Annotated in this window: 22 protein-coding genes; 9 read left to right on the top strand and 13 right to left on the bottom strand. The window is 45.4% G+C overall.

The genetic code is table 11. The features are described from left to right. Positions 1 to 860 precede the first annotated feature (860 nt). From UQW94_RS05660 to UQW94_RS05645, 4 genes are all read left to right on the top strand, one after another. Complete coding sequence (locus UQW94_RS05660) at positions 861 to 1,655, top strand: DUF4344 domain-containing metallopeptidase (protein WP_065275575.1); 795 nt, start codon at positions 861 to 863, stop codon at positions 1,653 to 1,655. A gap of 24 nt (positions 1,656 to 1,679) precedes the next feature. Beyond that, the gene (locus UQW94_RS05655) at positions 1,680 to 2,066 is read left to right on the top strand and encodes a DUF393 domain-containing protein (RefSeq protein WP_322142077.1); all 387 of its coding nucleotides are present in this window, start codon (positions 1,680 to 1,682) and stop codon (positions 2,064 to 2,066) included. Between the two features lie 175 nt (positions 2,067 to 2,241). After that, complete coding sequence (locus UQW94_RS05650) at positions 2,242 to 3,903, top strand: methyl-accepting chemotaxis protein (protein ID WP_025768726.1); 1,662 nt, start codon at positions 2,242 to 2,244, stop codon at positions 3,901 to 3,903. 121 nt (positions 3,904 to 4,024) lie between these two features. Further along, entirely contained in the window at positions 4,025 to 4,519 is a 495-nt protein-coding gene (locus tag UQW94_RS05645) for a peptidylprolyl isomerase (protein ID WP_005374458.1), read from the top strand. Between the two features lie 140 nt (positions 4,520 to 4,659). Here UQW94_RS05645 and UQW94_RS05640 read toward each other — a convergent pair whose 3' ends face one another. The 7 genes from UQW94_RS05640 to UQW94_RS05610 are packed head-to-tail and all read right to left on the bottom strand — an operon-like array spanning position 4,660 to position 11,274. Beyond that, positions 4,660 to 5,451: a LytTR family DNA-binding domain-containing protein gene (locus UQW94_RS05640; RefSeq protein ID WP_322142076.1), complete on the bottom strand. Its 792-nt coding sequence runs from the start codon at positions 5,449 to 5,451 to the stop codon at positions 4,660 to 4,662. 15 nt (positions 5,452 to 5,466) lie between these two features. Continuing rightward, positions 5,467 to 6,489: a sensor histidine kinase gene (locus UQW94_RS05635; RefSeq protein ID WP_115386889.1), complete on the bottom strand. Its 1,023-nt coding sequence runs from the start codon at positions 6,487 to 6,489 to the stop codon at positions 5,467 to 5,469. Then, positions 6,490 to 7,818, bottom strand: a complete 1,329-nt coding sequence (locus UQW94_RS05630; protein WP_322142075.1) for a hypothetical protein — start codon at positions 7,816 to 7,818, stop codon at positions 6,490 to 6,492. Between the two features lie 45 nt (positions 7,819 to 7,863). After that, positions 7,864 to 8,649, bottom strand: coding sequence for an outer membrane lipoprotein-sorting protein (locus tag UQW94_RS05625; protein ID WP_258661953.1), 786 nt, complete (start codon positions 8,647 to 8,649; stop codon positions 7,864 to 7,866). Next, positions 8,642 to 9,910: an ABC transporter permease gene (locus UQW94_RS05620; protein ID WP_322142074.1), complete on the bottom strand. Its 1,269-nt coding sequence runs from the start codon at positions 9,908 to 9,910 to the stop codon at positions 8,642 to 8,644. The genes UQW94_RS05625 and UQW94_RS05620 overlap by 8 nt, the downstream gene beginning before the upstream one ends. Then, positions 9,898 to 10,596 (bottom strand): ABC transporter ATP-binding protein, encoded by a 699-nt coding sequence (locus tag UQW94_RS05615; protein ID WP_005374479.1) that lies wholly within the window; start codon positions 10,594 to 10,596, stop codon positions 9,898 to 9,900. The genes UQW94_RS05620 and UQW94_RS05615 overlap by 13 nt, the downstream gene beginning before the upstream one ends. A 9-nt stretch (positions 10,597 to 10,605) precedes the next feature. Then, complete coding sequence (locus UQW94_RS05610) at positions 10,606 to 11,274, bottom strand: hypothetical protein (protein WP_243327406.1); 669 nt, start codon at positions 11,272 to 11,274, stop codon at positions 10,606 to 10,608. A gap of 392 nt (positions 11,275 to 11,666) precedes the next feature. Here UQW94_RS05610 and rodA point away from each other — a divergent pair, with 392 nt between their 5' ends. Then, positions 11,667 to 12,749: a rod shape-determining protein RodA gene (gene rodA, locus UQW94_RS05605; protein ID WP_322142073.1), complete on the top strand. Its 1,083-nt coding sequence runs from the start codon at positions 11,667 to 11,669 to the stop codon at positions 12,747 to 12,749. Between the two features lie 73 nt (positions 12,750 to 12,822). Here rodA and UQW94_RS05600 read toward each other — a convergent pair whose 3' ends face one another. From UQW94_RS05600 to UQW94_RS05590, 3 genes are all read right to left on the bottom strand, one after another. After that, positions 12,823 to 13,539, bottom strand: a complete 717-nt coding sequence (locus UQW94_RS05600; protein WP_005374482.1) for a YebC/PmpR family DNA-binding transcriptional regulator — start codon at positions 13,537 to 13,539, stop codon at positions 12,823 to 12,825. Between the two features lie 135 nt (positions 13,540 to 13,674). Further along, positions 13,675 to 13,884: a DUF3283 family protein gene (locus UQW94_RS05595; RefSeq protein WP_005374484.1), complete on the bottom strand. Its 210-nt coding sequence runs from the start codon at positions 13,882 to 13,884 to the stop codon at positions 13,675 to 13,677. Between the two features lie 100 nt (positions 13,885 to 13,984). Then, positions 13,985 to 15,883, bottom strand: a complete 1,899-nt coding sequence (locus UQW94_RS05590; RefSeq protein ID WP_017633805.1) for an ATP-binding protein — start codon at positions 15,881 to 15,883, stop codon at positions 13,985 to 13,987. Between the two features lie 68 nt (positions 15,884 to 15,951). Here UQW94_RS05590 and UQW94_RS05585 point away from each other — a divergent pair, with 68 nt between their 5' ends. Continuing rightward, positions 15,952 to 16,707: a substrate-binding periplasmic protein gene (locus UQW94_RS05585; RefSeq protein ID WP_005374490.1), complete on the top strand. Its 756-nt coding sequence runs from the start codon at positions 15,952 to 15,954 to the stop codon at positions 16,705 to 16,707. A gap of 68 nt (positions 16,708 to 16,775) precedes the next feature. Here UQW94_RS05585 and ribA read toward each other — a convergent pair whose 3' ends face one another. Continuing rightward, positions 16,776 to 17,837, bottom strand: coding sequence for a GTP cyclohydrolase II (gene ribA / locus UQW94_RS05580; RefSeq protein ID WP_017635221.1), 1,062 nt, complete (start codon positions 17,835 to 17,837; stop codon positions 16,776 to 16,778). A gap of 238 nt (positions 17,838 to 18,075) precedes the next feature. Beyond that, complete coding sequence (locus tag UQW94_RS05575) at positions 18,076 to 18,273, bottom strand: PA3496 family putative envelope integrity protein (protein ID WP_005374493.1); 198 nt, start codon at positions 18,271 to 18,273, stop codon at positions 18,076 to 18,078. A 361-nt stretch (positions 18,274 to 18,634) separates the two neighbouring features. Here UQW94_RS05575 and UQW94_RS05570 point away from each other — a divergent pair, with 361 nt between their 5' ends. From UQW94_RS05570 to UQW94_RS05560, 3 genes are read left to right on the top strand one after another with little or no spacing between them, the layout of a single operon-like run. Next, positions 18,635 to 19,483: an ABC transporter ATP-binding protein gene (locus UQW94_RS05570; RefSeq protein WP_005374497.1), complete on the top strand. Its 849-nt coding sequence runs from the start codon at positions 18,635 to 18,637 to the stop codon at positions 19,481 to 19,483. 2 nt (positions 19,484 to 19,485) lie between these two features. Beyond that, positions 19,486 to 20,418, top strand: coding sequence for an ATP-binding cassette domain-containing protein (locus UQW94_RS05565; RefSeq protein WP_017821873.1), 933 nt, complete (start codon positions 19,486 to 19,488; stop codon positions 20,416 to 20,418). Further along, positions 20,418 to 20,885 carry a hypothetical protein gene (locus UQW94_RS05560; protein ID WP_047102478.1) on the top strand — a complete coding sequence of 156 codons (468 nt, stop codon included), beginning with the start codon at positions 20,418 to 20,420 and terminating at the stop codon, positions 20,883 to 20,885. Before UQW94_RS05565 ends, UQW94_RS05560 begins: the two co-directional genes overlap by 1 nt. Positions 20,886 to 21,174: 289 nt before the next feature. Here the strand turns inward: UQW94_RS05560 and UQW94_RS05555 are convergent, their stop codons facing one another. Next, positions 21,175 to 23,145, bottom strand: coding sequence for a replication initiator protein RctB domain-containing protein (locus UQW94_RS05555; RefSeq protein WP_017635223.1), 1,971 nt, complete (start codon positions 23,143 to 23,145; stop codon positions 21,175 to 21,177). Positions 23,146 to 23,176: the final 31 nt, after the last annotated feature.

The raw sequence follows: 23,176 nt of genomic DNA, 5'->3' as shown, positions 1-23,176 counted from the left end.
CGCCTCTTATTATTGTTCTCTTCATTCTCCGTAATGAATGAGTGTTAGTTTAACCTTCGTTCAATAGCAAATTTTCTCGCTTTATTGTTTCGAAAATACTCAAAAAGTTGGTGTAGATGCGCCTTAGGCTAGTTTAAGGGGCGCTCCTTAAGCGATGTGTCAGTTTTTACGCTGTTAGCAAGCCCTTAAATGTGAAAGGAGCTGATACAGCTCCTTCAAATGGCCCCTCGCAATACCTGTGCGTTATCGCTTGGGGTGTCGTGTTGTGAGTAAATTCTGGGTGACACTTTCTGAACCACTTCGGGCTCCCTTACTTAAACAGAATGTGTCAATTACTATCAAACAAAGTTCCTTCCCGTTGTAACCGCTAAACGCCGAGAGCGCGTTCAAAACAATTGGGTTTGCCTGTTCCTGTCGTAGCTTTTCAACTCTGACTCATGGTGTATAAACGAGCCGAATCCAAGGAAACTCTCAGGCTGCAACAAACGTTTTCGTCACAACGGAGCAGAATTATAACATATCGCTGATAATTTTCTTCAATTCAGTGACATTCACCAACCCCATAGTTAAACCTTGCAATGATTAACTGCCTATTATCATTTTCACAGATAAAGATCGAAGCACAGTTACTCAGTAAGCTTCTTAGAAAACGATGCATAGCTAATAACTTCACCGCCGTTCTTATCCAAGAGGTCTTGATAAACGCCCTAGAGAACCAAGCAGCCGAAATATGCGATGTTATCATGATTGCTTTTCGAGACCGACGTCCCGACTTTGGCTGATGAGTACAACCCCAACTATGCATCAGACAAAAACATGTATAATTTTTTATACAAGTTATTCAATAACAAGAGTCCCACATGAACATTCATTCGCTTTGCCCTGCGCTATTACTCAGCATAGCCTCATCAGCTACAGCAGCTGAAAACATTCGTATTCAATATTCTCCCGTAGAGACAACTCATGAAAAAATAGCCCAACAATCTATTCAAAGCAGCGATGTAAACACCATCTTTGCTGAGCTATCTCAGGCCTACTTTCCATTTGATAAAGCTCTCACGCTGGTTTACGGCGGAGAAGATGGTCCAATGTATGACCCTGATACACACACAATATACGTTCCTTACACTTTTTATTTGGAGTCGCTCAATTACTTCTCCAATAATCAGTATGAAGAACGCTTCGGAAAATCCCCAAAAACAGGGGCGCTAGATACGTTATTGCACACTTTACTTCATGAAGCTGGACATGCTTACATCGAAGATCAAAGCATCCCTGTTCTCGGAAAAGAAGAAGATGCGGTCGATAATTTTGCCACTATTTTAATGATTGACTTCCTAGAAGATGGCGCAGATATGGCCATTAGCGCCGCCGACATGTTCGCATTCGAATCCGACGACAGACCGGACTACTACGATTTTGGCGAGTACATTGACGAACACAGCTTTGATTTGCAGCGTTACTTTTCAACGTTATGTCTGGTGTACGGTAGTGATCCTGAGCAATACAAAGCCTTACTCGATGAAGTAGAAAAAGACTACCTGCGTGATCGCAAAGAGTTCTGCCAATTCAATTACGGCAACATTCGCGACAATTGGCTGCATTACTTGCAAAACAATGAACCAAAAGAAAATTCGCCACGTAAAAGCGATTAGAAAATCTCAAACAAGAAAACCGCAATGACAAAACTCACCATATTTTATGACGGAACCTGCCCGCTTTGTGCCAAAGAGATGAAGGTGCTAAAACAACGCGATGCCAAGCAGCAAATCAAAACCGTCGATATCTATAGTGATGCATTCGCAGATTATCCTCAGATCGATCCTGAACAAGCCAACACCATTTTGCACGCCCTCAACGAAAAGGGGGAGCTTCTGCTTGGGTTGGACGTGACTCATCGTGCGTGGCAATTAGTTGGTCGCGGTTGGCTCTACGCTCCACTGCGTTGGCGCCTCGTTAAACCTGTTGCTGACTGGCTTTACCTGAAATTCGCAAAGAATAGGTATCGCGTCTCATATTGGTTAACGGGGACTTCTCGTTGCAATAGTGGGTCGTGTTCACGTTAATTGTGATCCCGCTTAAAAATGCTACGACCTTCGTCTAGATTTACAAATTTCCAGTACTTCTGATTGAGTAACTCGGTTAATCTCTAAGCATTACAACAATAAGTATTAACACTTTTATCAGGCAAGCTTATTCAGCTTGTCACTTGTAACGCTGCGCCGAGAGAAGGACGTCTCTATGAATCTGACGATCAGAAAACGACTATATATCCTTTCAATAATTCCAATTCTAACTATGGCAATAGGCATGATGTGGTTCACCTATGTACAAACCACGGCCTACAACGAGCACGAGATTGAGCAAACTCGAAGTCGAATGATGGAGATGAAAAAAGCCGAACTCAAAAGTTACGTACAAATGGCGCGTTCCGCTGTCGAGCCGCTACTCGCACAAAATGCCCCACTGGAAGAGGCTCTGCCTATCTTGAAACAACTAGAGTTTGGTCAATCCGGCTACATCTTTGGTTATGATTCAAAAGGCGTTCGCGTCGTGGTGGGTAAAAACACCAAAGGCATCGGGGAAAACTTCTATAACTTGCAGGACAAGAAAGGCAATTACCTGATTCAGGATTTGCTAAAAAATGCCAAAACTGGTGAGTTCACGACTTATTACTTCCCGAAACTCGGTCAGAGTGAAGCACTACCGAAACTCAGCTACTCAGTCTTTATTCCTGAATGGGACTTGATGTTAGGAACGGGTTTCTACACGGACGATATCGACGCCATTGTGGCAGACATGGAAAAAGCCGCACACGAAGATCTCAACACCACACTAACTGCGATAGCCCTGTTTTGTGCCTCGATTACAGCGATAGTTGCAGTCTTTGCCGTGTTTGTTAACCGCAGCATCATGAAGCCTATTGAGCAGTTTGATGCTTCAATTCACTCTTTCGCGCAAGGCGATGCAGATTTAACCGCGCGCATGGAAGAATCGAGCGTGCCGGAGTTCACCCAACTTAGCCGTAACTTCAATATCTTCGTTGAAAGCCTGCAAGGCATCATCAAGAGTGTTAGCCATGTCGGACAAGAAGTGGTTTCAGAGACCAACGAGATGTCACAGCGTGCATCGCAAGTGGATGAGTTAGCTTCAGGTCAACGTGAAGAAACCGAACAGGTCGCTGCGGCAATGACCGAGATGACAGCAACGGCGCACGAGATTTCAAACAACGCTAACCAAGCAGCGCAATCAGCCAGAGACGCCGATGAAAACTCACAACAAGCAAAACACATTGTTGATTCAGCAGCGAACTCTGTCGAAGCGCTCGCGCTAGAAGTGTCAGAAGCCAGCACGGTGATTTCTCGTTTAGAGAGCGACGTAAAAAACATTTCTTCTTCTCTAGAAGTGATTCAGGATATCGCCGAGCAAACCAACCTATTGGCACTGAACGCAGCCATTGAAGCAGCCCGTGCTGGTGAACAAGGTCGCGGCTTCGCAGTCGTTGCCGATGAGGTCCGTAAACTGGCGAGTCGCACTCAAGACAGCACAGGCGAAATTCACCAAATGATCGAGCAGTTGAAGTCTGGCTCGGATGCGGCAGTGAAAGCCATGGGTTCAAGCCAAGCTCGTGGTGAAGCAACAGTGGAAGAAGCACGGGCAGCCTCTGCCGCACTGCAAGAAATCCAAGCCGCGATTGCTAACATCATGGACATGAACACGCTGATCGCAACGGCAACCGAAGAACAAAGCCAAGTTGGGCAAGAGATTTCACAACGCATCGAAGTCATCTCTCAACAAAGCAGCCAATCGGCGCACCTTGCGAATCAAAACCGCGCAGGCAGTGGCAACCTCAACCACAAAGCTAACGAGCTGTACGACTTGGTCGGTCGCTTTACGGTCTAGAGCTTTCCTCAAACACTCAACATGCAAACAGCGACGCCAAAACGTCGCTGTTTTTATTTCTGCTATCATAATGCGACTTAGCTATAATGCCGCCAACTTAGCACCCACAAGGGCAAACAAGATGATTATTATGACCACCAATTTCGGTGACATCGAAATTGAATTGAACCTAGAACGAGCGCCAGTTAGCTCAAAGAACTTCAAAAAATACTGTGAAGATGGCTTCTACGACGGCACCATTTTCCACCGCGTTATCGACGGCTTTATGATCCAAGGTGGCGGTCATACCGAAGACATGGCAGAAAAGCCAACACGCGCCCCTATCGCGAACGAAGCAAACCGTGGTCTAAAGAACCTTGTTGGCACTATCGCAATGGCGCGTACCGATGCTCCGCACTCTGCAACAGCACAGTTCTTCATTAACTTGGAAGACAATGATTTCCTAGACCACACCGCAACTACCAACCTAGGCTGGGGCTACGCCGTGTTTGGTAAAGTGACCGCGGGTATGGATGTCGTAAACCGCATCGCGAAAGTGAAAACGACCTCTAAGCTTGGTCACGATGATGTGCCATGCGATCCAATCATTATCGAGAAAGTGACGATCAGCGAATAAGCCCATTCATCTCTTCGGAGAAGTCGTCGCTATAAAACGACAAAAGCGCCTAACGTCTGATGACTTAGGCGCTTTTTGTTTTCGTTGCCGAAACAAATGAGCAGCGAGTTTACAGTGTAAAGAGTGAGCAGTTCTAGCGATTACATCCCTTTGAACAAACTTTGAGATGCACGACTCACAGGGAGCTTAGTTTCTCCAACATGCACAAACATTCTTCCAGCAAAGTCTTTGTTTACTTTGTTAATTTTGCACACTTGCACCACGCTTGAACGGTGCACTTGCCAGAACTGTTCTGGGTTAAGCTGCCCTATCAACTCTTTCAACGATGTACGAATCAAATACTCCTGCACTTTGCCTTGTCCTTGTTGGGCATACACAGAAACGTATTTTTCTTCCGCTTTGAAATACAACACATCAGACGTGGCGATCAGATGAATATCTTCCCCTTGCGTCGCTTTAATCCACTGTAAATACTGCGGCGTTTGTGGCGCGGATAATTGCTGCAACTGCTCTAACAGGCTGCTCATCTGCACATTACTGCTCTCTTGCTCTCGCTTAGCAAGGCGTATTTTCACTCTTTCACACGTCGTCAGGAGGCGCTCATCCGAGATAGGCTTGAGCAAATAATCGGCGGCATTTTGCTCAAAAGCTTTGATGGCGTAATCATCGTACGCGGTGACAAACACAATCAAAGGTGGATTGGCGAATTGATTGAGTTTTTGCGCTAATGTCATGCCATCCAAAACTGGCATACGAATATCGAGAAACGCAATATCAGGTTGACTTTGCTCAATGGCTTGCAACGCTTGTTCACCATCGGCGACTTTGGCTATCACCTCTAGCTCTGGCCACACTTCAGCTAGGCTTTTATCAAGATGACGCCTCAATAACGGTTCATCATCAGCAATAATGGCAGTAAACCCTGTATTCATTCCTTTCTTCCTTGATTACGATTCCATTGGCCAGCGCAAGCGAACACAAACGCCACCCTGAGCAGACTCACTGATAGAAACCTCTCCTTGACCTGCGAACAAAGCTTCAACTCGCTGCTTGAGATTACTTAGACCCACGCCAGACCCCATGTGCCCACTCACGTGATTCAAGCCAACACCTGTGTCTCTGACTTCAATCTTCAAGTTCTGTTGTTCGCGCTTAATGAGTAAGCTGACTTCGCCACCTTCTCGCTTCGGTTCAATACCATGGATGATGGCGTTTTCGATTAAAGGTTGGAGCATCATCGGCGGTAACTCGGTTCTGCCTAGTCCCTCTTCAACCTCAATCTTGTAGCTGAGTCGGTCACCTAAACGGGTTTGTTGGATGCTTAAGTAAGCCTCAAGTAACGCCGTTTCATTGTCTATGGTGGTGTGTTCTTCGCGTGAGCTTTTTAGCGTTGCTCGCAGCAGCGCGGTCAACTGTTCTAGCATCAGCTTGGCTTTATCGACATCTTGCGACATGAGCGCGCTGATATTCGCCAAGGTATTGAATAGAAAATGCGGTTCAATCTGGCTTTGCATCTGCTTAAGCTGACTCAGCAAGAGCGCACGATCTTGCTCTGCTTTCTCGCGCTTGATGGCTTCCAACTCTCGTTGAGCAACCGCCTCTTTCTCACGCGAGTAAAAATAGAAATAACACATACCGCTAAACAGTAATCCCATTAAGCCAACAGGGATCATATCGGAGATACCAAAATACTCTCCGAGCCAAAATTGCGCATTAATCACCCCAAACAATAAACAGGCAACAAGCGAACACACCACTTCTATCATACGTGGGATGGTTGGAAACAAACGGTCAATCAACCATGAGAAGAAGATAGCCGAATAGCCAAATCCAAAGCTAACCGCCACATGAATGTAAAATGGACCGCCCCAAACCGAGAGCGTCATTGCTGCGATAAAGAGACAAAATGCCGTGGTCACTAATAAGCTACGCGGCCATCCACTTTTCACCACTGATTTTGCTGAACACATTTAGAATTTCCCTTTGATGTTAAATACAATCATATGCTTATCATTGATTTGTGCGTAAGCAGATTGGTCGTCTCCGGTTAAAAAGCGTGCGGCAACTTCCACTTCTACACTTTGATCGCCAGTATCAATCCATTGGTAGTTAAGCCACTGCGTGACAATCACACCACCATCTTGTAGCGACAGCATCACATCCAACGTAGGGGTTACATCACTTAGCCAGCCCATATCCGCTTTGCCGTTCCAAGAAGCCCACGCTTCCAAATCCCAACTCCAGTGCAGCATTACGTTATGCTGAACGATATTGGCATGCTGAAACCCTTGGGCGTAGCTTGTTGCAAGCAGAGACGTTTGAGGATTAAGGGTTTGAGAGAGTAATTCTCCACGCTCTATTGCTTGCTGCCATTCGCTTTTCGACCATGATCGGCTGTCGTACCAATATTCAGCAATCACGTTGTGTCCAGCTTGGTTTGCCCAGTTCACCCCAACTAAAGCTTGGAATGCGTTTCCCTGCTCCTCAACTGAAACGGGTTGGTAAAGATCATCCTGCTGAAAGTGATAGCCGACACTTTGCTTTTGCCACAGCATGGAACCGTGCATGGCGATGGATTCATCCCACACGGCAATGGCACTGGCTCCGAGTAAACCTCGGCGCACATCATCGTAATAACCAATAAGTTGATACTCGGTGTCACCCACCAGCGCATAACGACGAATACCAACACCTTGTTGCTCTGCGGCTTGATCAAGTGCACTTTGGTCTTGTTGCCCCCAGCTTGAATCGGTCGCAATGACGGTCCATTCGCCGGCCATATCGTAGTGTGAAAGTGAAAACACGCCCGCGCCCTCTTCTGCGACTAAGCCAACCGGGTTTTGTCGATAAGGCTTAAACAGATCCAAAGGTCGATAGCCATAACCTACGCCCCAATCCACGCGCAACTTACCCAAACTCACATCAAGAGTGGTATCACCGACTTGCCACTCCCCTAGCCAAGCCAGCTCTCGAATCAGCAGTTGGTTATCAGCTTCACTCCACCACTCACTCTCTCCTTGTTGATTTAGGTACAAACCTTGGCTGTACAGAGCAAACAAGCCACTGAAGTTCTGATAATTCACCTGCACATCCAAGAGTGCATTAAGTGAATCACGAGAACTGCTCTGCGCTTGTATAAATGCGCTGTCACGCTGCTTGGCCGTTTCGTAACTGACAGCCCAATCCCACTCAAAACTCAGTTCATCATTGGCAAAAGCAGGGGCTGACGCGCCCACACACAATGAGGCAGCAATCAACAAACTGGTGCTTTTGTTAAGGTTAGGCTGATGCGATTTCATGTGACTTCCTTGCTCGTTTTCATGGTTCTCTTTACAAAGCTCAGGCTAAAGCTGAGTCGTGTTGGCTTTCGGCAAATAGCTTGGGTTGTAGAACTTGTTATCCAGTTGCCAAGGCACGATTTCTTGATACTCGATAACGGTCTTTTTGCTCGGCTGAATGCTATCAAGCAAGGTCATCTCACTGACGTAGTCTTCACCGTTGTCGCTTGCACGCCCATATTGCGCTTGCTTGGCGAGTTTGCCAGAGCGCAAGTAGAGATCGGCTTTGATTGGAAACGCATCTTGCTCAGACAACCATAAGTCGATCTTCTGATAACTCGCCCCTTTGGTTTTCGCGGTTAAAGCTAGGTGATAAGCCGCCACACTTTCCCCGTTTACCGAGACAGTTTCTGTCGCTTTCCATTCTCCTTGATAATCTTGGCTCCACGTCAGGGTTGAGATGTCACCGATAGACGCTTCACCAAGCAACTTCTGCATTGGCGTAATGCGAATCGGACGGCGGCTCTTTGGCATTTGTAGCCAGTAGTTATCGCCCATCATCAGCATCTTTTGCCCGGCTTCGACTGCCGATTTGAACACCACCAACGATTCACGATTTGGACGTGTGTACACGTGGTAGAGACGGGTTTTATCTAATTCTTGGTCTTGATATAGGCGCACTAATGACACCACTTTGGAGGAATCATCTTGCAAGCGGTAGCTATCCGCTTTTTCAATCAATTGCGCGACTTGCTGTGCATCTAGCGCAGTTTCATTCGCACTGGCATTCATGCTTGCAACGCCGATTGCCGTCAGCAATGCAATTGGTAATAGTGATTTGAAATTAAACATAAATCAGTGCCTCCGTAATTGGCTTGTTCACCCCTTTGCGCGCCGAGAAAAACGCCGCAACCAAACAAATCATCAATACCGCGAATCCTGCGACAGCCACCAACTCCCAAGAGAAGTAAATCGTAAATGGGTAACCTTCTGTGCGTCCTGGCGGTGGCGGCATTTGCACATCCACGACCATCAGTAAAATGGTGACTAATGCAGTGAACAAAGCGCCGATTAAGCTGCCAATCACCGCTAGTAACCCTGCTTCGCGCAAGAACCCAGCAATGATTTCGCGAGGGTAGCTACCAAGTGCTGACAAGGTGCCAATTTCACGAGTGCGTTCTGTTACCGACATGGTCATGGTGTTGAACAGCGCGACAAAGACCACCAGCGCCATTACTGCACCCATGATGCCGAAGATGCGGTCGTACAAATCTTTCACTTTGAGATAGAAGAACGCACGTTCTTGCCAAGGCGTAATCTCAATATCTTGATCACCAAAGTTCTGTTTTTGCTTACTCAGAACCGCAGCCACTTGTTGCTCGACTTGGCTCGTTAAACTGGTGTCGAACAAGAAGACAGATAGCGCACTGACTTTGTCTGAACCGAGCAACGATTGCGCGCTGTTGATGTGCACGTAAAGCTGACGTTTATCAAGCTCAGGCACGCCGGTTGAATAGATGCCACGAACTTTGAAGTCATACGCGTTCAGTGCACCGTCGGTTGTGGTCGCCAGCAAGGTAATCCAATCGCCAACGTGCACGCTTAGGTTGTTCGCCAAATCAACGCCAAGCATCACTTCCGGCTCTGCAGGGTCATAACGCGATGCGTGAATGTTGGACAGCGTCTGCCCTTCGCGCACATCCAAAAACGGTCCTTTCATATCGAATTCTCGTTCGTTCACGCCAATGCCGATAAAGATCGAGGACTTGTTGCCGTTGGAAATCAAACCACTGAACTCAACTCGTGGTTGAACGCCTCGCACTTCGTTTAAGCCAATCAATTGCTTGGTAATGTCGTCTGCATGAGTTAACCCGTTACTCAGCGGCATCTCTTCTTCTTTAGCGAAGTAACCTGGCGTGGTTAACGTCAGATGCCCCGTGTCACGCGCTGTCGATTCTTTCAAACTGTCATAGGTGTACAGACCAAAACCACCCGCACTGGTTAACGCAAACACGGCAATGGCAATGATCAGCATCGACAACAAACTGCGGCGGCGATTGCGTTGCAGGTTCAACCAAGCAAGGCGAACCGAAACAGGAATTAGCTTGCCCATGAAACCTCCTCCACACTTGCGTGCGTTTGGGTAATCTTGCCATCCACCAATTCAATGGTGCGATCACAGCGGGATGCCATACGAGGGTCGTGTGTAGCGACAATAAAAGTGGTACCAAGCTCGTGTCCAAGTCCTTTCATAATGTCGATGACCTTGTTGGCAGTTTGGCTATCAAGACTTGCGGTTGGCTCATCCGCAATCACCAGCGCCGGTTTGTGCACTAAAGCACGAGCAATTGCCACGCGTTGTTGCTGACCGCCTGATAGGTTATCGGGCATGTGATGAATAAACTCGCCCAAACCAACGTGTTCTAGCATTTGTGTGGCGAGCTCGGTTTGTTCTGCTTTTGAAAAGCCGTTGAGATGCAGCGGATACGCCACGTTCTCTAACGCTGTCATCACGGGCACAAGATTGAATTTTTGGAACACAAAGCCAAGCTTTTCACGACGCATTTTCGCCGCCTGCATTTGTCCAGTGGGATATGGGCTGCCTGCAAATGTCACCTGACCTTGGTATTGAGTATCCAGCATGCCAAGCACGTTAAGTAAGGTGCTTTTGCCTGAGCCAGACGGTCCACACAGAGCCACCATTTCGCCGGCAAACACTTCACCAGACACGTCTCGCAATGCACGCACGGTTTGGCTGCCAAGGGCGTAATCGCGACTAAGTTGATTAAAAACGATCATGACGCCTCCCTAATATTTCGCTAGCAGCGCTTTCGCGGTTTGCGTTTCTAAATTGCTGTCATCCAACTGCTCCATTTGCGCTAACCATGTTTTGGCTTGTTGAACATCTTCAGCACGCAGTGCCGCTTCAATGGCGTAGCGATAAATCCACGACGTTGCCGCGAAAGGTTGTTGGCTAAAACTCGGCTCATCGAGCAATGAAAGGTACAGCTCGTAGCCACGCTCAAAGTGATTGAACATGTCAGGTAAAGAGGTAAACGTAGTGGCTGCCATAGCGGTGGCTAATTGGTATTCCGGCAAGCCTTGTAAGCGTTGTTGTTCTTGCAGTGGTAATGGCTGATTCGCCATTAAGTCCAAGCCTTTTTGGATAGTGGCAAGACCGCGCTCGGTGAATTTCATCTTGTTCCAAGGCATAAACGCCTCACGACCTTGCAACGTCTCAGCACTGCCTAAGTAAACCAAGGTCACCGGCGTTGCGCCCTGCTCTTCGAGTTGTTTGGATAATTCGCCGTAAACGGTATCAACTAAGCCAGAGTCACCCTGCGCTGCTTGATTGAATTGACTGAGTGTGCGCTCACTTGGATTAGCCAGAGCCAAATTGCTGCTGAGTGCAAATGCGGCGATAAATGTACTTGCCAGTTTAAGAGCTTTGATTGAGCGAGATTGAGAAACCATCATGTACTGTCCTTAGTTGAACGTGATTTGATGGTTTCAGATTAAGAGAGAAGATCGCACGCTGCTTTTGCATGCGACCAATGGCAATTATGCGGAGTGAATGGTATTGAGAGAGGATGAATGACATTCACTTAAACAGAAAATACAATTCCGTTCATTCGTAACGCTACATTTTTACGGCAGTCACAATAAAAACACTGGCTTAAAATCTGAGGCTAGTGTATTTATCCATCCCACAACTACCCATAACAGACAGTGCGCACTCTCCTTTCTTACACACCTTTGCATGGTGTCTGTTGTTTCGAAATCGAGATTCTTAGCATCGGAATAGTTTGAACTCTTCGAGTTTTAGTTGTTTTCGCACTCAAAATAGGTGCGTTATTAGGTCGTTGAAAATGAATAAGCGTTATTTCCCAAGAGTTGATTTGCCACTACTCATGGCGATCATTCCGATCATGCTGTTAAGTTCGCTCACTCTCTGGAGTGCCAGTAGCTTTAATGAGGCGATGCTCTTCAAACATTTGGCGCGCTGCGGACTGACATTAGTTTGTATCTTGGTCATGTCCTCGATTCCAGCGTCCAGCTATCAGCGCTCAGCTCCATATCTCTACATTATTGCGGTTGCTCTGCTACTTGCTGTCGCTTTATTTGGTGATAGCACCAATGGCTCTCAACGTTGGCTCGATATCGGCTTCTTCCGCTTTCAACCGTCTGAGCTAATCAAACTTTCCATTCCAATCATGATCGCCTGGATGCTGCATATTGAAGGAGGTCGACCAGACAGTCGGAAAATTGCGTTTTGCTTACTTATTACAATGATTCCTGCCGGGTTAATCGCGCTACAACCGGATTTAGACGGTGCAGTTTTTACCATCATTTATGCATTGTTCGTTTTGTTTTTGGCTGGCATGAGCTGGAAAATAATCTGCGGGTTTATTGCGAGCATTTTAACGTTAGCACCTATTTTATGGTTCTTCGTTATGGAAACCTATCAAAAGAGCCGTGTAACACAGTTCTTGCACCCTGAGTCCGATCCACTGGGGTCGGGCTACCAAACAATCCAATCTTTGATTGCGATTGGCTCAGGCGGTATGAAAGGCAAAGGTTGGATGAATGCAACGCAGGGAACACTTGGCTTTATTCCAGAAAGTCATACGGACTTTATTTTTTCGACCTATGCGGAAGAATGGGGCTTTGTTGGCAGTTTAGTCTTACTCGCATTGTACTTGTTTATTACTGCACGCGTTATGTTGCTTGCATGTCAGTCTGACCACTTTTTTAGTCGGCTGGTAAGTGGCGCATTAGCGATGAGCTTTTTTCTGTATGCTTTTATCAATACGGGCATGGTGAGTGGCTTGTTGCCAGTAATGGGTAGCCCACTTCCCTTCTTTAGCTATGGCGGCACGGCGATGCTAACTCAAGGTATCTGTTTTGGTGTAATCATGTCGCTGTGTTATTCCAAATATCGTAACGCATAGCTCTGCTTGAGAAAAAGCGATCAAAAAAAGGCTTCCCTGAGGAAGCCTTTTTACAACGATATGAGCGAATTAATTACAGCTCTGCGTTGTGGTAAACCTGCTGAACATCATCACAGTCATCTAGAAGATCTAGGAATTTCTGGAACTTCTCAGCATCTTCACCCGATACAGGCGTATGAGTTTGCGGAACGAATGTGATTTCTTCAACATCGATCGTTAGATCTGGGAATGCACCGTTAAGCGCAGTTTTTGTTTTGAAGAATTCTGTGTGAGGTGCGAATACAGTGATAACACCGTCTTCTAGCTCAACGTCAGTAACGTCTACGTCTTCCATCATTAGCGTTTCTAGGATGATTTCATCATCGTCGCCTTTGAACTGGAATACCGCTTGGTGATCGAACATGTGAGAAACCGAGCCCTCAACACCAATTTTCGCACCGACTTTCACAAAGCATTGGCGTACATCTTGGAAAGTACGGTTGCCGTTGTCTGTTAGACAGTCAACGATAACGCTAGTACCGCCAGGGCCGAAGCCTTCGTAACGTGCTGGAGTGTAGTCTTCACCACCGCCACCGTTCGCTTTGTCGATCGCTTTATCGATAACGTGCGCAGGAACTTGGTCTTTTTTCGCTTTTGCGATCAGGTGTTTCAAAGACAAGTTCATGTCTGGATCACCACCACCGTTTTTCGCGCACATGTAAATTTCTTTACCGTATTTGGAATAAACTTTAATTTTCGCGCCTGCAGTTTTCGCCATAGAGGCTTTGCGCACTTCAAAACTTCTTCCCATCGGGATGTCTCTCTAAATTCAAATTTAATGCGAAGGATTTTAGCAAAAAGCGAAACCTTTTCAATTTCGCTTAGCAAAGGAATAGGGAGGTTACCTCATTCGTCACATTGGATTGAACCATTGCCACGGTTCGCGTTAAGCGACACCCATTACTCGTTTGTACTTTTCGACCGATTGCTGGAAAAACGCCTTTTCATCAGCATCGTTAATCTTGGACAACTGTTCTTCTATTGCTTCAGGACCAGATTTGGCCTCTCTGAGCTTCCAAACCAAAAACGACGCCTGCTTATCCAGTTCGATTTTGTTTTTTTCGTCAGGCGGCAATAGGGATAGATTAAACGACATTCACAGCCTCAAGGTACTTTAAATACTAGCCGGGCACTATATCACACAGAGTTACAATTACAGAATAGAAACGCACTTAACTTGATCGATTTCAAGTTAACTATTTAGGCACAGCGCTGATTTTCAGTGCTTTTGGTAAATGCTGTTCGAATATTTGTTGTAATCGAGTCTTGGTAACGGGTTTAGCCACGAACTCGTTCATCCCGACATCGAAGCAATGTTGCTGATCCTCTTTAATGACATTGGCACTTAGCGCAATAATTGGAACGTGTTTCCCCCACTCTCCCATTTTTCGAATTCGCTCCGTAGCAATAAACCCATCCATCACAGGCATTTGGCAGTCCATAAAAATCAAATCGAAAGGCTGCTGATCACACAGCTGCAATGCTTCTTCGCCATGGTTGGCGACACTCACTCGCACACCCAGTTTTTCTAACATGATGCGAACTACCTTCTGATTGACGATGGTATCTTCAACAACCAATACCCAAGGTTTATCATTATCTTGAGGGCTGATTTCGTTGTCTTCCGCTTTCGGGAAATCTAATACATTAAGTTGGTCGGTATAGGTCGATTGCGCATTTATTACAGCAACAGGAATCGAAAATTCAAAACAGCTTCCCAGCCCAAGCTCACTTGTTAGTTGTATTTCCCCTCCCATCAAGTTAACCAACTGTGCAGCTATCGCCAAACCAAGCCCTGTCCCACCATACTTTCTGGTGGTACTACCATCAGCTTGTTGGAAGCGTTCGAAGATTGCTTGTTGGTGCTCTTTCGCAATACCAATACCAGAATCCACAACTCGAAACCGGATATGAGCGGTCTCTCCATCAAGTCGAGATAACGCTACAAGAAGCTTCACATGGCCGCGCTCGGTAAATTTAATCGCGTTGCTCAACAAATTGTTCAGAACTTGTTTCAATCGTGTGGCATCACCTTGCACTTCCATTGGCAAGTGAGGATCAATATCGCTGAGCAGCTGTAAGTTTTTCTGCTTGGCTTTGACACTATGTAAACTGATGACATCGTCAAGTAGCTCGCGAAGATCATAGCTCGTGTATTCCAGCTCTACTTTGCCAGCTTCAACTTTAGAGAAGTCCAAAATGTCGTCGATGATCGTCATTAGTGAGTGAGAAGAACTGTCAATGATCTCTACAAACTCTTTTTGCTGGGGATCGAGGTCGGTGTCATTGAGCAACGACGACACACCAATAATGCCATTCATCGGTGTGCGGATCTCATGACTCATAGTGGCAAGAAACTCACTTTTCTTACGATTAGCGACTTCTGCCCTATCGCGTTCAGCCTCTAACTCAGTCTGGTGCTCTTTCACTTTCTCAACACTTCGGTTGTATTTCTCTGCCAAAACACTCACTTCATCAAAGCACCATCGTTTAGGGAGAGTCACTTTACTCGGCACTGTACCGCCACGAAAATCGCTCACCGCACCAGACAGCAATTGTAACGGATTGACCAACAAGCGAAACGCCACCCAAAGAACACCAATGATGAGGACAAGAATTTTGATCGCTTCTGTCGTAAGTAGAAAAAAGAACTGCTGCCAAAGATCTTCATATATCGCGCTAAGATCCGATTGAACCGTTAATATCGCGAGATCATACGTTTTATCGCCGACCCGATACTGCATCGGCCAGCTTCTCTCGACAACATCCTCAGAAAGCGCCGAACCTAATTCAATGATAACTTCGTCTTCACTAGCAATACGTAAGTAGTCCACCGAGGGCATACGCATTGCACCTTGAGCTTGTGTCAGCAACAGCTCCCTATCCTCTACCCACAAACTCGCAGAAAAACTCGATAAATAGCTAGACTCAACCTGCTTTAATTCAACATCTAAATGGGCTAAATCTTCGTGAAAAACTCGATATAAGCTCACTGTAGAAATGATGACCGTAAAGATTAAACTCAACGTTAATACCGCCAACATAAGTTGGTTGCCGATACTAAAACGACGTTGAGATCGCTCTTTTTCATCCATATGAAACCGCTCCGATAAACTTGCGCTACTCTAAATATAGCTACGCACAAATAATAATCGAGGATACGATGAAAAGACTTCTACTTAGATTGGCTTTTAGCTTAATTGTTGTAAGTTCTCATGTGACCGCAAATCAAGTGAACTATTACGTCATTGCTGAACAAGCTCGACCATTTCAAATTGAACAACAGGGACAAATGCACTCCGGAATTGTGACCGATATCGTCAGCGCTATCTTCGCGGAGTCGGATTACCAAGTGAATTATCATACTTATCCATTTAAACGTATGATTTCCATATTGGAAGAAGGCGCTGAGCCAAACTGGTTAACTTATGGCAGCCCGAACTGGGGCAAGGTGCAATCGGAAAATTTATCTGAGGAGCCCATTTACACTGTAAAACATGTACTGGTGTCTAGTAGCGAGAAGCCTTTAGAATTCAAAAATATGGATACGATGCATGGTCGTTCTATTGTATTACTGCTGGGGTTTGATTATCCAAATTTAACACCGTTCTTTGAAAATGGCAGTGTCAATGAAATGCGCGTGAAAGACTACAACGCCGCATACCGAGTGATAAGCCGAACCCCTGGAGATACAGCTTTTGTCGAGATGGAATCCCGAGTCCTTTACAACTTAAAGCGACTCAATTTGCCGTTAGAGAATTTTCAGATACAGCCTTTCAGCTCGGTTATTCCTGACTACTCAATCTACCTGGCTTTTTCACCTCAAATGCAACCAGAAACTCAAAATTACATCAATACACGACTCGTTGAATTAAAAGCCTCAGGGGAAATTGATGAAATCATTCAAAAGTATCAATGAATCAACTCATTAACAAAAACGCCAACGATGATACGTTGGCGTTTTTGTTTCTGTAAAATCTGTAGCACTTACTTAGTGTGGTTAACAAACTTAGGATCAAACATGTGCCCCAATTTACTCGCCTTGGTTTGCAGGTAATGTTGATTACTTGGGTTATTCCCTTCTTGTAATGGCACTCGTTCAATGACGTTAATATCAACCGCTTTTAAGGCGGCGAGCTTGCGTGGGTTATTCGTCATTAGACGCACAGCGTCAATCCCCAAATGCTCTAGCATTCCTTTACAGAACGCGTAATCACGCATATCAGCGGCAAAACCTAAACGTTCATTTGCTTCCACGGTATCTGCGCCATCATCTTGTAAGTGATAGGCACGAATTTTATTAATCAAGCCGATTCCACGTCCTTCTTGACGTAAATAAAGCAGCACGCCACATCCCTCTTTGACGATGTTTTGTAGCGCTCTATTAAGCTGAAAACCACAGTCACAACGCGTGCTAAATAGAGCATCTCCGGTAAGACACTCCGAATGCAACCGAATAAGTGGTGCTGCACTTTTTGTTGGCTCGCCATAGACCAGAGCAAGATGCTCTTTATTTGTCGCGGCTTCAATAAAGCCGTACATCATAAATGTGCCCCACTGGGTGGGCAATTTGGCTTTATCGATAAACTTCACGAGATTGTAAGGCTCAACATGTCTCAGCTCTGCCCGCACATTCATCAGAATCTCTCCTAGATGATTTTCTCCTTTACCATCTCCCCCGTCTCCCCAAAAGGCATCTTTATGAGAATGCTCTGTTAGGCAAGCGTTACCCGTTCTCATTAATTGCTGCGCTAATGGTGGATTTTGTAGAAACTTTTCCCTAACGATGAAAGCCATAACAGCCAACTTTATATCGTCCCAATCGCTTCTGACAAAGTGTTCGTATTTACGGCTTAAAGCAAACGCTTCATCAGGGGTGCTTGCGTGCTGAATTTTACTTTGCAACTGAGCATCGAGAAACTTTTGGGCTTGGTAATAATGTTCGCTGGTGGGCCAAGTTTGGGAGGAGATATTGACTGGGGCATGGCAAAAATTTGAGAGAAAACCGTGGGGCTCATCGGGCTCATAAAAAAGGATTTGATCAACCATACTTGCGCTCCTTGCTTTGTGGTTGCGATAATCAACAAAAAGCATATCGCTACTGATATATCTAGTAACACAAGGTCAGATTGTCAAACTTCTTCGGGACGGGACGTGAGTGTGAAACTCGTGCTTTTGAGGCGCAAGACAGATAAATGGAGGTTTTGAATAAGAGAGTAATAGAGTGACAAAATAAAAAGGGCAGTCCGTCGACTACCCTATGGGTTGCTAAACCAACCTGAGGCGATCAGTGTATCAAGCCAAGCTCCCTTGCTTCTTCAATGGTCAACCCACTTTCACGGATCTCACGTAACGCTTCAATGCGTCTTCTGGCTTCTGCTGATTTCACTGTTTTCTCTGGCTTCACAACGGTTTCCTCATCAGGTAATTCCCATTTGTGAGCGATGTTGGTCATCTCGTCATGGTCGATAGAATTAATGGACATATTTCCTCCGAACACACCATGTTTTCGATGCGTAATCTATAGCAAAACCGGAACAAGGTGGTAAGAAAAACTGTAGGGAAATGTGACCCCTCCCGCCCTTTCGTTAACTCCTTAATAGATTCATCATTTAAGTTTTGCCAAGGGACAAATTTACGATTAAATTTGAGTAATTCCCCCTACGAAAAGTGTGCTGATCTAGCTCTCAATTCTGCTCTTCTTTAGTTTTATCAACGACGCATTACACCACTTCCTGTTTCACCTAACTTTCGAGTCACTTCACTGATTCATGGTTTGATACTTTCTAAAAACCGCCACACCTGATAATGATAATAATTATCCTTTAGATTGATAAGGTGTTTATATGGATGGTATTAACTTAAGTCATGCATACCACAATGACCCGGTCATCCAGATCCGAGATTTGTGCGTCGATTACATCACTGATAATGGTGATTTTAATGCGGTAAAGTCCGTCAGCTTTGATATCGGCAAAGGCGAAGTATTTGGTCTTGCCGGTGAATCTGGATGTGGTAAAAGCACAATCGCATTCTCAATAAATCGTCTTCATAAGCCGCCAGCGTTCATTTCTGGCGGTAAAATATGGTTTGATGGCAAAGATATCCTTAGTATCTCAGACTCTGAACTGACCGCTCTAAGGTGGAGTGAAATCGCCATGGTGTTCCAGAGCGCGATGAACTCACTCAACCCTGTCTTAACGATACAAGAGCAATTTGCAGATGTGTTACGACATCATCAAGGCCTCACTAACGCTCAAGCAAAAGATAGAGCAGAAAAGTTGTTGGACTTGGTCAATATTCCTCGAGAACGCTTAGCAGAATATCCTCATCAATTTTCAGGAGGAATGCGTCAGCGCTTGGTGATAGCCATTGCTTTGTCTCTAAATCCAAAACTGATCATTATGGATGAACCCACTACAGCATTAGATGTAGTGGTACAGAGAGAAATTTTACAGCAAATTTATCAGCTTAGAGATGAGTTCGGTTTTTCAGTCCTCTTTATCACTCATGACCTGGCACTCATGAGCCAACTATGTGATCGAATTGCAATCATGCGTCACGGAGAAATCGTCGAAGTCAATCGAGCATACGATATACGCAATCATCCTCAACACCCCTACACGCAAAAGCTATGGGCTTCTTTCCCAAACATCCATGACGTCCACAAACAACCAGAGTTACAAGGAGCGTAACCATGAGCCAGCCTATCATCCAAATGAAAAATGTGATTAAAGAATTCAAAGTGGGCGGTGGTTTAGCGAAAGAGGAAACCTTTCGTGCGCTTCAAGGAGTGACTTTTGATCTGTACGCAGGAAAAACCTTGGCTTTGGTTGGAGAGTCAGGCTGCGGTAAGAGTACTTGCGCTCGTTTAATAACCAAAGTCTATCCTGCAACGGAAGGCGAGATCCTTTTCAATGGCACTGACATAAATGAGATCACGTCACGATCGGCTCTACAAGAATATCGCAGTAAAGTACAAATGGTGTTTCAAGATCCGTTTGGCTCTCTCAATCCAACTCATACCATTCGCCATCACCTAACGCGTCCTTTGAAAATTCATAAACAAGTCAAAAACGAGCGCGACATCCCAGCCCGCTTGGAAGAGCTTCTAAAGCTGGTGGAACTACCTGAAGAGACATTGAATAAGTTCCCTCACGAACTCAGTGGTGGGCAACGTCAGCGAGTAAACTTAGCAAGGGCTTTAGCGGTAGGTTCGCAAATCATTCTTGCGGATGAGCCTACGTCTATGCTGGATGTTTCTATTCGCTTGGGAGTGTTGAATTTAATGCAACGAATGAAGCAAGAACTGGGAATTGGTTTTTTATACATCACTCATGATCTGGCGACTGCGCACTACATCGCGGAAGAAACCGCAGTAATGTACAAAGGGCAAATCGTTGAATGGGGCGACACTCATTCAATACTTAAGAATCCGCAGCATCCTTATACTAAGCTGTTGATTTCTGCCGTTCCTGATCCTGACTTACCTTTTGGTAACTTAGTGAAAAATGAGCCAAACTATTCGATAGATGCCGATGAAATTCGTCAACGTAGCAGCATAATTGTCGACGAATTTGATCAAATAGGGCCAAATCACTATGTAAAACAATGGACTGAGGCAGCGTAATGGATTTGAGTACTTGGCAAGATCAAATCGCCATGTGGTACGAACAGCGGAAACATGATCAAGTAGAAAAATTGGAAACGATCTTATATCAGGTGCCTGATGACGTGTTTGGACCCGAATTGAGTGATCTTCAAAGTAAAGCGATTGCTTGCTGGTTGGATGGATGTTTACGCGTGTTTCAACATGCAAGCTACCAAGACCCTCAGAAAGCATATCAAACCTTGCTTTATACGAGTGCAAAGCTTGAACAAGCAGCATGCCAAGTCTCGACTGATATTCTGATCAAAGATTGGTGTTTGAGACGACTTCAGCATCTCACCGTTGTGGCGTTAGAGTTTTGTAATCAGCAGTGTGATCAAAACAAGTGGCAGGAACAAGCCCATAGCTTAATCGAATCACATGTTGCGTTGATGCGTTCATTACATTGGAATGAACCCAAGAAGCATGATCAAGGTTTACCTCATTAGTCCGGAAAAATGATCAAGGCTTAATTAGCGGAATTTTAGGCAAAAAAAAGCGAGTTTCCTGAGGAGAAACTCGCGAAGTCTATTCAGAATGAATGTAACAATATGAGCCAATCTATTAATCATCAGAAAGGACAAAAGGTTGTCTATTCGGGATAAATAGTAGTATTAGGCTTGGCTTCTAATGTCAGTGGTTTGTAAGAGTTAAGTCTGTTTTTTATCATCGAAAGACATTGTTACATTTCAAACCGATACATCACACCTATAGCTTGATACACATCAAGCGACACTTTTAAATCGCCATTTCATCCAAGGCACGAAATACCATTTCATCCATGTGACCATCGAAGATTTGACGACAAACTTTCCGACGCACCGCTAACCCCGCAATCAAGCGCTCGATGGTAAGATGCTTAACATCGTTCTGGGTGTTAAACAGCTCGACGGTTTTACTTAATGTCTCATAAGGAATCGGCTCATCCCCTACCCTTAGCCAATCGAGCTTCTCTATGTAATCTGAGCACTCTTCTTTGATTGAGGCATACGAGTGCCCTGTCATCGCAGACAAAGCCGTTATACTGCGTTCTAGAGCCTCTGGTGAGGTATATTTAGATAGAGTAATGGTGATCTCATCAGCATTGATCTCTACCAAATGTTTTCTTTGCTTCACGCGTCGCCCTAAATTTCCTCTTGGAGACGGTGCTTTGCGTTGAATGGGCTCAAATTCGCCGTCTATGATGCCTGAGAGCTCCTCAAGCTGCTGTCGGGTTACCATCTCATTACGAAGCGGGTTTGGCAGCGTAGGCGCCATGTTGCGCTTACCTGCGTTGGTTGTACGCGCTCGCGAATAACGTAAGACCTCTTCGACATCACATTTGATGTCGATCTGGTAGTCCATCACTTTGTCATTTTCGATCATGGTTTCGATCGTCAGGTGATAACCCCACAAATTAACGACGAATAGATCATCATTCCCTTTTCCATCAGACAAACGCTTTAGTTCTCGGATCAAATCCATGGAGAAACGTCGCCATTCAATGTTACGTGCAAGTTTCTGGTTTAACTCACTCAGTAGCATGCAATCCGTGTGACGACGAACCATGCGACTACGGAAGAAAGAGTACAGTTGAAACACCAAAGTATGTTGTTTCAAGATCTCTGGCGGAAACAAGAAGAAATAATCGCGCGTTAACAGCTCTTCATAGAACGAAGGTTCCCAAACTAAAATATATAAGTTTGGCTTGATACGAATTTCACCATCGCTTCCCTCCACAGGTGCCTCTTCAGAGGCCGTGATGGTTCGAGCAAGAAAACGAAAACGATCACTTTTGAAGCCCTCTGGCATGTTTTCACTTAGCCAACGTCCAGTAAGTTCATGGAGCTGAAAATCAGTGAATTCAATGCGATCAATGCTATCGCGAATGGAATCACGAGCTGGACCACTGTCTTTTTTGCCTCTGAGCGACAAAATATCAGTGATGTATAGCGGCGTTTTGTTTGGTACGTGAGCCGCATCAAGCTGATACTGATCTTTGTGATGATCATGATACTGAACCGTTAACGTGAAGAGAGCGAACAGGGTCATGAGATCATCCACAGTCATGATATTTTTGGATGATCGCGTCTCGATAACGGCTTTTGTGCCAGAGATCGACACCATGGATTTCTGATAACTTTTTCGAGTTCTTGGTGGCGCAAGTGCTTGGTCAATGATCCCAGCCCAATTTGTTGGAGATACAACAAATTGATCGGCTTCATCTTTCATCGTGGGAGGTGTGTTTAACCCGTGCTCATTCAACAAACGTTTGTTTACTTGAGTCTGAGCCAATGCTTTCGAACGTTTTTGTTTCTCGTTCTGGCGAACTTTGTCGGTAACAAGACTTGTTGCTCCCAACACAGATATAAGCTGATTGGGATTCACAAATTTATGTAGCATCGTTTTACCAGCAAGTCCCTCTTCAAAACGCACTGGAGTTTGAGTAAATAAACCAATATTTACTGCCGCGCGCAAACGTTGTTGCAGGGCTGCGCGTGTGAGTTGCCCATCTGTTGCTTCCACAATCTCTGTGGTTGAAACCAAACCATCCTTGCTGCTGAAGCCTCGTAATGAGATCAGATTAAGCAACTCTAAGATGCTTTTGGTCACCCCTTTGAAATGTTGGTACTGCTCTACCCAATCCGCAGAGGATTCATGTACCTCAAAAAGATGGCCATCTTTGTGGCTTCTCGGTGCTTTAATCAGAATTTTTTCATCAGCCGTCATTTTAGATCCAGATCACACTAGCCGTAGTTGT

This window comes from Vibrio sp. PBL-C16, from assembly GCF_034321865.1.
Taxonomy (GTDB): Bacteria; Pseudomonadota; Gammaproteobacteria; order Enterobacterales; family Vibrionaceae; genus Vibrio; species Vibrio alginolyticus.
Note: the sequence above shows the minus strand (reverse complement) of the source record. Positions and strands in the feature narration are given on the sequence as shown.